We start from the raw sequence: 15312 nt of genomic DNA, 5'->3' as shown, positions 1-15312 counted from the left end.
CGGGACGCCCGAGGCGGCTGGTGAAACACAGGGGGTGCCGGGGCGGAACGCGGTGCGACGGCCGCATACCATCGACCCCAGACCCTTCCGCCCGTCAGGCGCGGGAGACGCTTCGAGCGAGGGGACATCGTGGACGAGAGCGGCGGGAGCGGGCGACCACGCCCCGGCACCGACGAGCCGACGCCGGCCGACGCGCAGTCCACGGACGCACGACGGACCACCCCGACCAGGGACGCCGCCAAGGGAGACCCCTCCATGGGCAACGACACGGACGCGCCGACCACACCCACCGACGAAGCCCCCGAGACCGCGGACACAGGCAACTCCGACCGCCATGACCGCGTCGTAGAAGGCGTGGACAGTACGCATGCCGGTGAGGCGGTCTCCCGGGAGGAAGACGAAGAGGGCGGCCTCGCCTCCGACGCCGGTCACCGGCACGGCGACGCGCGCCCCGACGACGGCTCGGGCCCGACCGGCCCCGCACCCGCACCCCAGTCCGACGACACCTCCTCCGGCAACCGCCCCGAGCCCCCCACGGCCGACACCCACCCCGACCGCACCCTCGCCCACTCCGGCGCCAAGCCCCAGCCGCCGCAGCGCCCCGAATCCCCCCGAGGCGGCCTCCTCATGGGCCGCCCCTTCGGTGTGCCCGTCTACGTCGCCCCCAGCTGGTTCCTCGTCGCCGCCCTGATCACCTGGGTGTTCGGCGGCCAGCTCGACCGTGTGCTGCCCGAACTCGGCGCCGCCCGCTACCTGGTCGCCCTCTTCTTCGCGGTCGCCTTCTACGCCTCCGTCCTCGTCCACGAACTCGCCCACACCATCGCCGCCCTCCGCTTCAAGCTCCCGGTCCGCCGCATCCAGCTCCAGTTCTTCGGCGGCGTCTCCGAGATCGAGAAGGAGGCCGAGACCCCCGGCCGCGAGTTCTGGCTGGCCTTCGTCGGCCCCCTCCTCTCCCTCGTCCTCGCCGGGATCTTCTACGTCGCCATGCAGCCCGTGGAGCCCGGCACGGTCCCCGGCGTCCTGCTGGCCGGCCTCATGATCTCCAACCTCATCGTGGCCGTCTTCAACCTCCTGCCCGGCCTCCCCCTCGACGGCGGCCGCATGCTCCGCGCCGTCGTCTGGAAGATCACCGGCAAGCCCATGAGCGGCACCATCGCCGCCGCCTGGGTCGGCCGCGCCCTCGCCGTCTCCGTCCTGATCGGCCTCCCGCTCCTCACCCAGTCCGGCGCCCTCGGCTCCACCGCCGAGGACAGCGTCGGCATGGACACCGTCACCGACGCCCTGCTCGCCGCGATCCTCGCCGCGATCATCTGGACCGGCGCCGGCAACAGCCTCCGCATGGCCCGGCTGCGGGAACACCTGCCGGAACTGCGCGCCCGCAACCTCACCCGCCGCGCCGTCCCCGTCGAGACCGACACCCCCCTCTCCGAGGCCCTGCGCCGTGCCAACGCCGCCGGCGCCCGCGCCCTGGTCGTCGTCGACTCCGAAGGCAACCCCCTCTCCCTCGTCCGCGAGGCCGCCATCGTCGGCGTACCGGAACACCGCCGCCCCTGGGTCGCCGTCAGCGGACTCGCCCAGGACCTCACCGACGGCATGCGCGTCTCCGCGGAACTGGCGGGCGAGGACCTCCTGGACGTACTCCGGGCCACCCCGGCCACCGAGTACCTGGTGGTCGAGGAGACGGGCGAGATCTACGGCGTCCTGTCCGCGGCCGACGTGGAACGAGCCTTCGTCAAGGCCATGGCCCGCCCCAACTGACCCCCGCTCTCCTGAAGCCGTGCTCCATCCTGTTGGTCGGCGGCCTCCGCAAACCCCGGTAGGCTGGTCACATGTCCGAACCGACCGGTGCCGCCCGCAGGCGCGGGCCCTTCAAGGTCGGGGACCAGGTTCAGCTGACCGACCCCAAGGGCCGCCACTACACGTTCACGCTCGAGGACGGGAAGAACTTCCACACCCACAAGGGTTCCTTCCCGCACGACGAGCTGATCGGCGCTCCCGAGGGCAGCGTTGTCCGCACCACCGGTAACGTCGCCTACCTCGCGCTGCGCCCCCTGCTCCCCGACTACGTCCTGTCCATGCCCCGCGGGGCAGCCGTCGTCTACCCGAAGGACGCGGGGCAGATCCTCGCCTTCGCCGACATCTTCCCCGGCGCGCGCGTCGTGGAGGCCGGCGTCGGCTCCGGCTCGCTCAGCAGCTTCCTGCTGCGCGCCATCGGCGACCAGGGCATGCTGCACAGCTACGAGCGCCGCGAGGACTTCGCCGAGATCGCCCAGCAGAACGTGGAGCGCTACTTCGGCGGCCCGCACCCCGCCTGGCAGCTCACCGTCGGCGACCTCCAGGACAACCTCTCCGACACCGACGTCGACCGCGTCATCCTCGACATGCTCGCCCCCTGGGAGTGCCTGGAGGCCGTCTCCAAGGCGCTCGTCCCCGGCGGCATCCTCTGCTGCTACGTCGCCACCACCACCCAGCTCGCGCGGACCGTCGAGTCCATCCGCGAGATCGGCTGCTTCAACGAGCCGACCGCCTGGGAGTCGATGATCCGCAACTGGCACATCGAGGGCCTCGCCGTCCGCCCGGACCACCGGATGATCGGCCACACCGGCTTCCTGCTCACCGCCCGCCGCCTCGCCGACGGCGTCGAGCCGCCCATGCGCCGCCGCCGCCCCGCCAAGGGCGCCTACGGCGAGGACTACGCCGGACCCAACGCCGACGGAGCCGGCCGCTGACGCGGCCGCACACGCAGCCAACGTAAGGGCGCTGCGGCCGAGTTCCCGGAACCCACCGGAACTCGACCACAGCGCCCTTCGGTTGACACCCCGCCACAAACCGGACCAATCCGGGAGTGCCGTGTCCGTCACCCCGTACCCCGCCGTTCCACCTCCCTGTGACGTGTGGCACGATGCGTGCCACCCCCACCGGCACAGCCCTCACAGGAGACACTCCTAGTGCAGCAATCCGCCGTTCCGGAACTGGCACACACGCACACCCGTCCGATCCACTGGGTCGCCACCGCCACAGCCGTGGCCGGAGTGATGGCCCTGTCGTCGGTCCTGCAGCCCAACCCGGCGACGGCAGCCCAGACGGCCGGCCACCAGACCAAGACCACCACCCGCCCCGCGGCCGCACCCGGCACCGCCGGCGTCGACTTCCCCATCACCTGCGGACCGGTGAAGGCCGTCGTACAGAAGAAGGCCACCGGCGACCTCGACGGCGACGGCAACCCGGAGACGGTCGCCGTCGTCCACTGCGACGCCCCCATGGGCACCCCGCCCGACGGCCTCTACGTCATCACGCGCGCCTCAGACGGCAAACCCCGCGTCGTGGCCACCCTGATCGCCCCCAAGACCGGCGACACGGTCAGTGACTTCGCCGTACGCGACGGAGCGGTCACCGCCACCGTCCTCGGCTACTCGACCGAGGACATCCCCCGCTGCTGCCCGGACATCACCGACCACGCTAAGTGGCAGTGGAGGAACGGAGCGTTCGTCCGCACCACACCCGCCGGCACCCACAGCGTCTGAGGAACGTCCGCGTAACGCCCCCAGGGCATGTGAGAAATCAGACAGTCGTAACGCGTCGCACTCGACAACTCACTCCGTGTCAGGACCGTAGACCTCGACCCTGTCCGAAACTCGCCGTACATGAATGCAGTCGCCCGGACACTCCTTCGCCGAGTCCACCACATCCGTGAGAAGCGCCAGCGGCACGGGCGTTGTCGCGCCCCTGTCCTGCAACAGCTCGTCGTCCGCGCTCTTCACATAGGCCAGACCGTCCACGTCGAGCTCGAACACCTCCGGCGCGTACTGCGCGCAGATACCGTCGCCGGTACAGAGGTCCTGATCGATCCAGACCTCCAGCTCCTCGGCACCGATTCCGGCCTCCTGCTGCACGCTCATGTCTCCTGCCGTTTACAACTCGAGCCGACGGGAATCCCGCCAGCTCTGACGGGTGTTGAACAGTTCGACCCTACCTCCGGCAGCTTTCCAATCATGTTCGGTGGGTATTGAGCTGGCGTGAGGGAGAGCGCAAGGGTGAAGATCGGACACACCTCTACAGTCTTTGTGATCTAGGGGTTTCAATCGACACCCACCCAGGTAGGGTCTGGAAGCGTCCAGCTCCCCTTGGAGGAGGTGAGGACCGTGGCAGCCCACGACGACGACATGAACCGCGGCATCCGCCCGGGACGAGGGTCCGACGACCCGGCCGGGCAGATTGCCTACCTTGAGCAGGAGATCGCCGTCCTGCGACGCAAGCTCGCCGACTCTCCGCGACACACGAGGATTCTCGAAGAGCGGATCGTCGAGCTGCAGACCAACCTGGCCGGCGTGTCCGCCCAGAACGAGCGACTCGCCAACACGCTCCGTGAGGCCCGCGACCAGATCGTGGCCCTCAAGGAGGAGGTCGACCGGCTCGCCCAGCCGCCGGCCGGCTTCGGTGTCTTCCTGCAGGCCAACGAGGACGGCACCGCCGACATCTTCACCGGGGGCCGCAAGCTCCGGGTGAACGTCAGCCCCAGCGTCGACCTCGAAGAGCTCCGGCGCGGCCAGGAACTGATGCTCAACGAAGCGCTCAACGTGGTCGAGGCCATGGAGTTCGAGCGCGTCGGGGACATCGTCACCCTCAAGGAGATCCTCGAGGACGGCGAGCGCGCCCTGGTGCTCGGGCACACCGACGAGGAACGGGTGGTACGGCTCGCCGAGCCGCTGCTGGACGTCACCATCCGCCCCGGCGACGCCCTGCTGCTCGAACCCCGCTCCGGCTACGTCTACGAGATCGTTCCCAAGAGCGAGGTCGAGGAACTCGTCCTCGAAGAAGTCCCCGACATCGGCTACGAGCAGATCGGCGGCCTCGGCGGCCAGATCGAGGCCATCCGCGACGCGGTCGAGCTGCCGTACCTCTACCCGGACCTGTTCAAGGAGCACGAACTGCGCCCGCCCAAGGGCGTCCTGCTCTACGGGCCCCCCGGATGCGGAAAAACGCTCATCGCCAAGGCCGTGGCCAACTCGCTGGCCAAGAAGGTCGCCGAAGTGACCGGCCAGGCCGCAGGCAAGAGCTTCTTCCTCAACATCAAGGGCCCCGAGCTCCTGAACAAGTACGTCGGCGAGACCGAGCGCCAGATCCGGCTCGTCTTCCAGCGCGCACGGGAAAAGGCCTCCGAGGGCACCCCCGTCATCGTCTTCTTCGACGAGATGGAATCCCTCTTCCGCACCCGCGGCTCCGGCGTCAGCTCCGACGTGGAGAACACCATCGTCCCCCAGCTGCTCGCCGAGATCGACGGTGTCGAAGGCCTGCAGAACGTGGTCGTGATCGGCGCCTCCAACCGCGAGGACATGATCGACCCCGCCATCCTGCGCCCCGGCCGCCTCGACGTGAAGATCAAGATCGAGCGCCCCGACGCCGAAGCCGCCAAGGACATCTTCGGCAAGTACCTCACCGAACGCCTCCCGCTGCACGCCGACGACCTCGGCGAACACGGCGGCAGCAAGACGACCACCGTCGAAAGCATGATCCAGACGGCCGTCGAGCACATGTACGCGGAATCCGAGGAAAACCGCTTCCTGGAGGTCACCTACGCCAACGGTGACAAGGAAGTCCTCTACTTCAAGGACTTCAACTCCGGCGCCATGATCGAGAACATCGTCGGCCGCGCCAAGAAGATGGCGATCAAGGACTTCCTCGACCACAACGCCAAGGGCCTCCGGGTCTCCCACCTCCTCCAGGCCTGCGTGGACGAGTTCAAGGAGAACGAGGACCTGCCCAACACCACCAACCCGGACGACTGGGCCCGGATCTCCGGAAAGAAGGGCGAACGGATCGTCTACATCCGTACCCTCATCACCGGAAAGCAGGGCGCCGACACCGGACGCTCCATCGACACGGTGGCGAACACCGGTCAGTACCTGTAAAAGCAGGGCGGCTGCGGGTGCCCTAACCGGGGTACCCGCAGCCGACTGTTTTCCAGGCAACCAACCGGAACCAAGGCGAGCAAGGCAATGACGCAAATGATCTCCCCACCAGCGCAAAGCCGTTCTAGGCTCTTCGGTACCGCCGAGTCGCGCAGTGCGGGGACGGGCACCGCACACGCACCGGAGCGCCAGCGGTACTTGAGCGCCGCCCCCGACCGAGGGCGCCGCCGGGCAAGGAGGGCCGCATGACCGTACGGCGAGTAATGGGCATCGAGACGGAGTACGGCATCTCCGTCCCCGGCCACCCCAACGCCAATGCCATGCTCACCTCGTCCCAGATCGTCAACGCCTACGCGGCGGCGATGCACCGGGCCCGCCGGGCCCGCTGGGACTTCGAGGAGGAGAATCCGCTACGGGACGCGCGGGGCTTCGACCTCGCCCGCGAGGCCGCAGACTCCAGCCAGCTCACCGACGAGGACATCGGCCTCGCCAACGTCATCCTCACCAACGGCGCACGCCTCTACGTCGACCACGCACACCCCGAATACAGCGCCCCCGAGGTCACCAACCCCCGCGACGCCGTCCTCTGGGACAAGGCCGGCGAACGCATCATGGCCGAAGCCGCCGAACGCGCCGCCGCACTGCCCGGCGCGCAGCCGATCCACCTCTACAAGAACAACACCGACAACAAGGGCGCCTCCTACGGCACACACGAGAACTACCTGATGAAGCGGGAAACCCCCTTCTCGGACATCGTGCGCCACCTCACGCCCTTCTTCGTCTCCCGCCAGGTCGTCACCGGCGCCGGCCGCGTCGGCATCGGCCAGGACGGCCACGAACACGGCTTCCAGCTCAGCCAGCGCGCCGACTACTTCGAAGTCGAGGTCGGCCTCGAGACAACGCTCAAGCGGCCCATCATCAACACCCGCGACGAACCCCACGCGGACGCCGAGAAGTACCGCCGCCTGCACGTGATCATCGGCGACGCCAACCTCTCCGAGATCTCCACCTACCTCAAACTCGGCACGACCGCCCTCGTCCTGTCCATGATCGAGGACGGCTTCATCGCCGTGGACCTGGCCGTGGACCAGCCCGTCCGCACCCTCCACCAGGTCTCCCACGACCCGACCCTGCAACGCCTGGTCACGCTGCGCAGCGGCCGCACACTCACCGCCGTCCAGCTCCAGATGGAGTACTTCGAGCTCTCCCGCAAATACGTCGAGGAGCGCTTCGGATCGGACGCCGACGAACAGACCAAGGACGTCCTCGCCCGCTGGGAGGACACCCTCAACCGGCTCGAGAACGACCCGATGAGCCTCGCCGGCGAACTGGACTGGGTCGCCAAGCGCGAGCTCATGGAGGGCTACCGCCGCCGCGACGGCCTCGACTGGGACGCCGCCAAGCTGCACCTCCTCGACCTCCAGTACGCCGACGTACGGGCCGAGAAGGGCCTCTACAACCGTCTGGCGGCCCGCGGCCGTATGAAGCGGCTGCTGGACGAGACGGACGTCGAGCGGGCCCGTACGAAGCCGCCGGAGGACACGCGCGCGTACTTCCGCGGGCGCTGCCTGGAGCAGTACGCCGACGACGTCGCCGCGGCCTCCTGGGACTCGGTCATCTTCGACCTGCCCGGCCGGGACTCCCTCCAGCGGGTCCCAACCCTGGAACCGCTACGCGGAACGCGAAATCACGTCAAGGAGCTCCTGGACCGCTGTCGCACGGCGGAAGACCTGGTCAGGGTGCTTTCCGGCGGCTGACCGGGTACCCGGGCGGTCCCTCCCGGTCAGGGTGGAAAGTCCGCCGTCCGGGAATCATCGAGGTGGTCCTCGTACGTTGGAGAAACTGCAGGGCCATTGTCAGACCCGGCTTGTAGGGTCTGATCACCACCGATCGGCAGGAATGCCGACCTGCCGACCATGTCGGGCGAACTGAGCGGGGTGAGGGTTATGGCAACCAAGGACACCGGCGGCGGCCAGCAGAAGGCGACGCACTCGACCGAACAGGTCGAGGAGGAGACCCAGGAGGCACAGGGCTCCGAAGACCTCAAGGAGCGCCACGAGAAGCTGAGCGACGACGTGGACTCGGTTCTGGACGAGATCGATGATGTCCTCGAGGAGAACGCCGAGGACTTCGTTCGAAGCTTCGTTCAGAAAGGCGGGGAGTAGCCTTCGAATCGAAGGTTGCGAGGGTTACGGAGTTGGCAAACGAAGAGGGTGTGAAGCGTTGCTCGCGGTGCACATCAGTCAAGCCGCGAGCGGCCTTCGCCAGTAACAGGTCCGCCCGCGATGGGTTGCAGGCCTACTGCAAGGAGTGCTGGTCCGCCTATCACCAGGCTCGGCAACTAGCCAAAGGGAAGAATGTCCGACCCAGGGTCGAGACACCGGAGGGGCACAAGCACTGTCGTGGCTGTGGGGAAACCAAGCCGCACAGTGAATGGCATCGCAATGCCACAGCGTCGGACGGTCTTGCCACGTGCTGCAAGGCGTGCAAGGCCGTGCGGGGCAGGCAGGGGCATCTCAAGCGCCAGTACGGCATGACCGAAGCCGAGCGTGACGGAATGGTCGCTTCTCAGATGGGGCTCTGTGCGATCTGTTTGAAGGCTCCGGCTGTTCATGTGGATCACTGCCACAAGACGGGTAAGGTCCGTGGCGTACTGTGCTTCAACTGCAATTCGGCCATCGGCAAGTTGGAAGACGATCCCGACGTCGGCCGGCGTGCTGTTGCCTACCTGGAGGGAAAGACGTGGAAGCCAACACTCGTAGCACCGGGCGTCTACCAGCTGCCTTCCTGACGCCTGGGTCCTCCTCCTTCATGGACTTCCTGTCCGAGCACCAGCCCGAGATGCTCCCGGGGAAGCGGCAACTGCCGCCCACCCAGGGTGTCATCGAGGCGCCGCACGGCACGACGATCGTCGCCGTGACGTTCCCGGGTGGTGTGGTCCTCGCCGGTGACCGGCGGGCGACCATGGGGAATGTGATCGCCCAGCGGGACATCGAGAAGGTGTTCCCGGCGGACGAGTACTCGGCTGTCGGGATCGCCGGCACCGCCGGTCTCGCCGTGGAGATGGTGAAGCTGTTCCAGCTGGAGCTGGAGCACTTCGAGAAGGTCGAGGGCGCGCAGCTGTCCCTGGAGGGCAAGGCGAACCGTTTGTCGACCATGATCCGTTCCAACCTCGGCATGGCCATGCAGGGCCTGGCCGTGGTTCCTCTCTTCGCCGGGTTCGATGTGGACCGGGCGAAGGGCCGCATCTTTTCCTACGACGTCACGGGTGGTCGCAGCGAGGAGCACAACTACGCGGCGACGGGTTCCGGCTCGATCTTCGCGCGGGGTGCGATGAAGAAGCTGTTCCGTGACGACCTGACCGAGGACCAGGCGACCACGCTGGTGGTGCAGGCCCTGTACGACGCGGCAGACGACGACTCGGCGACCGGTGGTCCCGATGTCGCGCGCCGGATCTATCCGATCGTCACCGTGATCACCGAGGACGGCTTCCGTCGGTTGACGGAGGAGGAGTCCTCCGAGATCGCCCGCTCGATCCTGGAGCGGCGGCTGGAGCAGCCCGACGGCCCGCGGGCCGCGCTGCTGTAGCGGCGACCGGTCTTATCAAGGTGATCCAGTTGACTTCGACAGAAAGGGACGGATAACCGGTGTCGACGCCGTTCTATGTCTCCCCCCAGCAGGCGATGGCCGACCGGGCGGAGTACGCCCGCAAGGGCATCGCGCGCGGTCGCAGCCTGGTCGTGCTCCAGTACGCCGACGGCATTGTCTTCGTCGGTGAGAACCCGTCCCGTGCGCTGCACAAGTTCAGTGAGATCTATGACCGGATCGGTTTCGCGGCCGCCGGCAAGTACAACGAGTACGAGAACCTGCGGATCGGTGGTGTGCGGTATGCCGATCTGCGTGGTTACACCTATGACCGTGACGATGTGACCGCTCGTGGTCTGGCCAATGTCTACGCTCAGACGCTGGGCACGATCTTCTCCTCGGCGGGTGAGAAGCCGTACGAGGTGGAGCTGGTGGTGGCGGAGGTGGGGGAGACGCCGGACGGCGATCAGATCTACCGGCTGCCGCACGACGGTTCGATCGTGGACGAGCACGGTTCGGTCGCGGTGGGTGGCAATGCCGAGCAGATCAGTACTTATCTGGATCAGCAGCACCAGGAGGGCATGAGTCTCTCGGAGGGGCTCAAGCTGGCGGTCAAGGCGTTGTCCCGTGACACGAACGGCACGCAGCGGGAGATTCCCGCGGAGCGCCTGGAGGTCGCGGTGCTGGATCGTACGCGTCCGCAGGCCCGTAAGTTCAAGCGCATCGTGGGTCGGCAGCTGGCTCGTCTTCTGGAGGAGGGCGGGGCGGCCACGGAGGCCGAGAGCAGTGCCGAGGAGGAGGGTTCCGACGGGGAGTAGCCCGTTCGGTTCCGTCTCGCTTCACCCTTTCTGTGCCCCGGCCGCCGACGCGGCTGGGGCACAGGGGGTTCAGGAGGCGCTGGGCGGGGCTGTGGAGCCCCGTACGACCAGTTCGACGGGGATGTCCCCGGCGTCGGGTGTGCGGCCCTCCAGGACGGCGAGCAGGGCTTGCATGCCGCGTTCGCCGACTGCTTCCGCGTCGAGGCGGACGGTGGTGAGTTCGGGGTCGATCGCGGTGGCCAGGGCGAGGTCGTCGAGGCCGGTGACGGAGATGTCGTCGGGGACGCGCAGGCCTAGGCGGCGGATGGCCTTGTAGGCGCCGGCCGCGAGTTTGTCGTCGTCGCAGACCATGGCGGTGGGGTGGGGTCCGGGCTGTGCGAGGGCGGCTTCCACGGCGGTGAGGGCGGCTTCGATGGAGAGCGGGGCGTGGATCGTGCGGACCGAGGTGCCGGGGACGGCTGCTGTTCTGGCCGCGAGTTCCCGGGCGCGTACGTCGAAGGTCCAGGAGGCGACGTCGGCGGCGACGTGGAGGAAGCGGCGGTGGCCGAGGGTGAGGAGGTGTTCGGCGATCTGGCGGACGCCGTCGGTGATGTCGAGGTTGACGGTGGCCGCGCCGGGGCTGCCGTCGGGGTCGCTGTCGAGCATGACCAGGGGGAGCTGGTCGCCGCGGATCTCGTCGACGGCGTCGGCGGCCATGGAGGAGGCGATGACGCCGTCGAGGGCTGCCTGGGCGGAGGCGAAGGGGTCGCGGGCGGGGCCGATGCCGGCGGGGGAGGGGTAGAGGACGACGCCGAAGCCGTGGTCGGCGGCGACGCGGGCGGCGCCGGTGTAGACGCCGGCGAAGAACTCGTTGGTGAGTGCGGGGACCACGAGCAGGACGGTGCGGGTGTGGCCGAGGCGGAGGTTGCGGGCGGCGAGGTTGGGCCGGTAGCCGAGGTCGCGGGCGGCCTGTCGTACGCGCTGGGCGGTGGTCTCGGAGACGCGGCCGCGCCATTTGTCGCCGAGGACGAGGGAGACGGCGGCCTGGGAGACTCCCGCGGCCTGTGCCACGTCGCGGCTGGTCGGGCGCGTGCTGCTGCGTGCCACCGGTGGACCTGCTCCTTCGTCTGGACGTGTAACAGCGCACATGGTACGTATGGGAAGCGAAGTTATACGTAACACTTCATAGGGGAGGCGGGGCCATGGCCGCGGGGTACGCGGAGATCCTCAGGACCAGGCATGCCGCGCGTCTGCTGGCCGGCACGCTGGTGGGCCGGCTGCCGTGCGCCGTGGCCGCGATCGCCGTCGTGCTGTTCGTCCGCTCGGAGGGCGGCACCTACAGCCTCGCCGGCGCTCTCGCCGCGGTGTACGGGGTTGCCAACGCCGTCGGGCAGCCGCTGCTGGGCCGGCTGGTGGACCTGTACGGGCAGCCGCGCGTCCAGCTGCCGGCGGCGGTCGTCTCGGCGCTGGCCATGTCCGCCTTCGCCTTCGCCGGTACGGGCCCGCTGCCTCTGGCGTACGTGTGCGTGGCGCTCTCCGGGCTGTTCACACCGCCGCTGGAGGGAGGCCTGCGGGCGCTGTGGTCCTCGGTCCTGAAGAGCGAGGGGCAGGTGCAGACGGCGTACGCGATGGACGCGGTCGCGCAGGAAGTCATGTTCACCGTCGGCCCGTTGCTGGTGACCCTGTGCGTGTCGCTGTGGTCGGCGCAGGCGGCGCTGGTGCTCGTCAACGTGGTCGGGGTGCTGGGGGCGCTGTCCGTGGTGCTCTCGCCGCCCTCGCGCGCGTGGCGTTCGGAGCCGCGGGAGGCGCACTGGCTGGGCGCGCTGCGTTCACCGGGGCTGCTCGTCCTGCTGGGCGCGTTCCTGGCGGTGGGGATGGCGCTGGGCTCCATCGCGGTCGCGGCCGTGGCGTACGCGGACGACCATGGTGGGGACGCGGTGTACGGCTGGCTGATGGCGGCCATCGGCCTCGGCGCGCTCGTCGGCGGTACGGCGTACGGGGCGCGGCGGTGGAGCGGTGCGCCGGAGCGGCGACTGCGGGTGCTGGTCGCGCTTCTGGCGGTGTGTTACGTGCCGCTCACGCTGACGCCCGGTCCGGTGGCCATGACGGCGCTCACGGCGGTCGCCGGTCTCTTCCTCGCGCCCTGTCTCGCCTGTGCGTTCGTGCTCGTGGACCGGCACGCGCCGCGGGGGACGGTCACCGAGGCGTTCTCCTGGATCGTGACCACCTTCACGGTGGGTTCCTCGGTGGGAACGGGCCTCGCGGGGCCGGTCGTCGAGGCCGGTGGCGCGGTGTGGGGCTTCGCCGTGCCGGGTGTCGCGGGCGGCGTGTCGCTGCTGGTTGTGCTGGCCACCGGGCGGGTCCTCGCAGCTCCCGCCGCGCGGCGCGTCGTTGCGGCTTCATCGGAAAATGATCCAAACCGTGCTGCCGAACCCCGTTTCAGGTCAGGGGATCGGGCGTAATGTTCACTCATGGACCGCCGCATTTTCGGGCTGGAGAACGAGTACGGCGTCACATGTACGTTCAGGGGACAGCGCCGCCTGTCTCCCGACGAGGTGGCGCGGTACCTCTTCCGCCGTGTCGTGTCATGGGGCCGCAGCAGCAATGTCTTTCTGCGAAACGGCGCCCGGCTGTATCTCGACGTGGGCTCACATCCGGAATACGCGACACCCGAATGTGACAACGTGACCGAACTGGTCACCCACGACAAGGCCGGCGAACGCATTCTGGAAGGACTCCTGGTAGACGCCGAACGACGCCTGCACGAGGAAGGAATCGCGGGCGACGTCTACCTCTTCAAGAACAACACCGACTCGGCGGGCAACTCCTACGGCTGTCACGAGAACTATCTCGTCGCCCGCCACGGGGAGTTCTCCCGGCTCGCGGACATCCTCATTCCGTTCCTGGTGACCCGCCAGCTCCTGTGCGGGGCGGGCAAGGTGCTGCAGACGCCGCGCGGTGCGGTGTACTGCGTCAGCCAGCGGGCCGAGCACATCTGGGAGGGCGTCTCCTCGGCGACGACCCGCTCCCGGCCCATCATCAACACGCGTGACGAACCGCACGCGGACGCCGAGCGCTACCGCCGGCTGCATGTCATCGTGGGCGACTCGAACATGTCCGAGACGACCATGCTGCTCAAGGTCGGCGCGACCGACCTGGTGCTGCGCATGATCGAGGCGGGCACCGTGATGCGTGACCTGACCCTGGAGAACCCGATCCGGGCGATCCGCGAGGTCAGCCATGACATCACCGGCCGGCGCAAGGTGCGTCTGGCCAGTGGCCGCGAGGCCTCCGCCCTGGAGGTGCAGCGCGAGTACTACGAGAAGGCGGTGGACTTCTGCGAGCGCCGGGGCATCCGCACCGGCACCGTCGAGCAGGTCCTGGAGCTGTGGGGCCGCACGCTGGACTCGATCGAGGCCGAGGACCTCGACCGGATCGGCACCGAGATCGACTGGGTCATGAAGTACAAGCTCATCGAGCGGTACCGGGCCAAGCACAACATGACCATGTCCCACCCGCGGGTCGCGCAGATAGACCTCGCCTACCACGACATCCACCGTCGTCGTGGCCTGTACTACCTGCTCGAGAAGAGGGGTCAAGCAGCCCGTATCTGCAACGACTTGAAGATCTTCGAGGGCAAGTCCGTTCCCCCGCAGACCACTCGGGCCCGGCTGCGCGGCGACTTCATTCGCAGGGCCCAGGAACAGCGCCGGGACTTCACCGTCGACTGGGTCCATCTCAAGCTCAACGACCAGGCGCAGCGCACGGTGTTGTGCAAGGACCCGTTCCGGTCGGTGGACGACCGGGTGGAGAAGCTCATCGCGGGAATGTGAGCAATGTGAGCAACGCGTTCCGGTGAAACACCAGAACGCAACGCGGGCGCCGTACGTTTTCCGTGCGGCGCCCTTCTCACGCCGTAGAGTTGCGCGCACGCCAGTCCACAAGATCGACCGATACGAGGCCCCAACCGTGCGCCGACGCTCCCTACTCATCGCCGTACCCGCAGGATTCGCGACGCTCGCCGCTTGCGGCGACGACAAGAAGTCCGACTCGGCCAAGGCCAGCGACAGCGCGTCGCCCTCCGCCCAGGCCACCTCCGCCGCGCCACCGCCGAAGATCGTCGACGGTCCGCTGCCGGCGATCACCGCGGGTACCCGGTTCGGCGAGAAGCCCACCGTCGCCAAGGGCAGCGGCGATCCGTCGAAGAACCTCGCGGTGAAGACGGTGATCGCGGGCAGCGGCCGGACGGTGGCGGAGAACGACTACATCCAGGCTCACTACCTCGGCCAGGTCTGGGACACGGCGAAGGTCTTCGACAACTCCTACGACCGCAAGACGCCGCTGCTGATCCAGCTCGCCCAGGGCAGCATCATCGACGGCTGGCGCTATGCGCTGGCGGGCAAGAAGGTCGGCAGCCGCGTGGAGTTCTCCATCCCGCCCACCTGGGGCTACGGCACGGAGGGCAACGCGCAGGCGGGTATCAAGGGCACCGACACGCTGGTGTTCGTGGCCGACATCCAGGGCACGTTCAACGCGACGAGCTCCGCGAAGGGCACGAACGCCGCGCAGAGCGACGCGAACCTTCCCAAGGTCGGCACCAACACCGACGGCAAGGCGCCGTCCATCGACGTCCCCAAGGCCACCGCGCCGACCAAGCTGGTGGCGGAGTACGTCATCGAGGGCGACGGCGACGTGGTCGCCGCGAAGGACACCGTGCTCGTGCAGTACAAGGGCGTGCTGTGGGACGGCGGCAAGGAGTTCGACTCGACGTACAGCCGCAAGGCCCTGACGTCGTTCTCGCTGCAGCAGGTCGTCAAGGGCTGGGCCGACGGCCTGACCGGCAAGAAGGTCGGCAGCCGCGTCCTGATCGTGATCCCGCCGAAGCTGGGCTACGGCGACAACCCGCCGGCCGGCAGCGGCATCAAGAAGGACTCCGTGCTGGTCTTCTCGGTCGACATCCTGGCGAAGATGTAGCGCCCTCGGGGTGTAAGACTGTCGGTGTTGCCTTTCCGCAGACAAGC

The 15312-nt window shown here is 68.4% G+C and carries 14 protein-coding genes; 12 read left to right on the top strand and 2 right to left on the bottom strand.

Going from position 1 to position 15312, the window contains the following annotated elements; genetic code table 11:
• Nucleotides 1-129: 129 nt before the first annotated feature.
• The 3 genes from ABZT17_RS06315 (at nucleotide 130) to ABZT17_RS06305 (ending at nucleotide 3524) form a co-directional block, all read left to right on the top strand.
• Complete coding sequence (locus ABZT17_RS06315; protein WP_356344365.1) at nucleotides 130-1758, top strand: site-2 protease family protein; 1629 nt, start codon at nucleotides 130-132, stop codon at nucleotides 1756-1758.
• A 71-nt stretch (nucleotides 1759-1829) separates the two neighbouring features.
• Entirely contained in the window at nucleotides 1830-2729 is a 900-nt protein-coding gene (locus ABZT17_RS06310; protein ID WP_356344363.1) for a tRNA (adenine-N1)-methyltransferase, read from the top strand.
• 219 nt (nucleotides 2730-2948) lie between these two features.
• Nucleotides 2949-3524: a hypothetical protein gene (locus ABZT17_RS06305; protein WP_356344360.1), complete on the top strand. Its 576-nt coding sequence runs from the start codon at nucleotides 2949-2951 to the stop codon at nucleotides 3522-3524.
• 69 nt (nucleotides 3525-3593) lie between these two features.
• Here the strand turns inward: ABZT17_RS06305 and ABZT17_RS06300 are convergent, their stop codons facing one another.
• Nucleotides 3594-3899 (bottom strand): ferredoxin, encoded by a 306-nt coding sequence (locus tag ABZT17_RS06300; protein WP_356344358.1) that lies wholly within the window; start codon nucleotides 3897-3899, stop codon nucleotides 3594-3596.
• A gap of 243 nt (nucleotides 3900-4142) precedes the next feature.
• On the opposite strand from ABZT17_RS06300, the gene arc reads away from it, so the two are divergent.
• The 6 genes from arc to prcA all read left to right on the top strand — a co-directional run bounded on the left by arc (nucleotide 4143) and on the right by prcA (nucleotide 10312).
• On the top strand, nucleotides 4143-5909 hold the full coding sequence (arc, locus tag ABZT17_RS06295) for a proteasome ATPase (protein ID WP_356344356.1): 1767 nt from the start codon (nucleotides 4143-4145) through the stop codon (nucleotides 5907-5909).
• Nucleotides 5910-6154: 245 nt separating this feature from the next.
• Complete coding sequence (gene dop / locus ABZT17_RS06290; protein ID WP_356344354.1) at nucleotides 6155-7666, top strand: depupylase/deamidase Dop; 1512 nt, start codon at nucleotides 6155-6157, stop codon at nucleotides 7664-7666.
• Nucleotides 7667-7855: 189 nt separating this feature from the next.
• Nucleotides 7856-8074 (top strand): ubiquitin-like protein Pup, encoded by a 219-nt coding sequence (locus ABZT17_RS06285; protein WP_356344465.1) that lies wholly within the window; start codon nucleotides 7856-7858, stop codon nucleotides 8072-8074.
• Nucleotides 8075-8106: 32 nt separating this feature from the next.
• On the top strand, nucleotides 8107-8700 hold the full coding sequence (locus tag ABZT17_RS06280) for an endonuclease VII domain-containing protein (protein WP_356344352.1): 594 nt from the start codon (nucleotides 8107-8109) through the stop codon (nucleotides 8698-8700).
• Nucleotides 8652-9497: a proteasome subunit beta gene (gene prcB / locus ABZT17_RS06275; RefSeq protein ID WP_356344349.1), complete on the top strand. Its 846-nt coding sequence runs from the start codon at nucleotides 8652-8654 to the stop codon at nucleotides 9495-9497. Before ABZT17_RS06280 ends, prcB begins: the two co-directional genes overlap by 49 nt.
• A 59-nt stretch (nucleotides 9498-9556) precedes the next feature.
• Nucleotides 9557-10312, top strand: a complete 756-nt coding sequence (gene prcA, locus ABZT17_RS06270) for a proteasome subunit alpha (RefSeq protein ID WP_356344347.1) — start codon at nucleotides 9557-9559, stop codon at nucleotides 10310-10312.
• Between the two features lie 69 nt (nucleotides 10313-10381).
• Here prcA and ABZT17_RS06265 read toward each other — a convergent pair whose 3' ends face one another.
• Nucleotides 10382-11398 carry a LacI family DNA-binding transcriptional regulator gene (locus tag ABZT17_RS06265; protein ID WP_356344344.1) on the bottom strand — a complete coding sequence of 339 codons (1017 nt, stop codon included), beginning with the start codon at nucleotides 11396-11398 and terminating at the stop codon, nucleotides 10382-10384.
• Between the two features lie 95 nt (nucleotides 11399-11493).
• On the opposite strand from ABZT17_RS06265, the gene ABZT17_RS06260 reads away from it, so the two are divergent.
• The 3 genes from ABZT17_RS06260 to ABZT17_RS06250 all read left to right on the top strand — a co-directional run bounded on the left by ABZT17_RS06260 (nucleotide 11494) and on the right by ABZT17_RS06250 (nucleotide 15265).
• Nucleotides 11494-12753, top strand: coding sequence for an MFS transporter (locus ABZT17_RS06260; RefSeq protein WP_356344342.1), 1260 nt, complete (start codon nucleotides 11494-11496; stop codon nucleotides 12751-12753).
• A gap of 9 nt (nucleotides 12754-12762) precedes the next feature.
• Nucleotides 12763-14124 carry a Pup--protein ligase gene (pafA, locus tag ABZT17_RS06255; protein WP_093909061.1) on the top strand — a complete coding sequence of 454 codons (1362 nt, stop codon included), beginning with the start codon at nucleotides 12763-12765 and terminating at the stop codon, nucleotides 14122-14124.
• 136 nt (nucleotides 14125-14260) lie between these two features.
• A complete protein-coding gene (locus ABZT17_RS06250) occupies nucleotides 14261-15265 on the top strand; it encodes an FKBP-type peptidyl-prolyl cis-trans isomerase (RefSeq protein ID WP_356344339.1) in 1005 nt (334 codons plus the stop codon).
• The last annotated feature ends 47 nt before the right edge of the window (nucleotides 15266-15312 follow it).

Source organism: Streptomyces sp. NPDC005648, from assembly GCF_040605395.1.
Lineage (GTDB): Bacteria > Actinomycetota > Actinomycetes > Streptomycetales > Streptomycetaceae > Streptomyces.
Note: the sequence above shows the minus strand (reverse complement) of the source record. Positions and strands in the feature narration are given on the sequence as shown.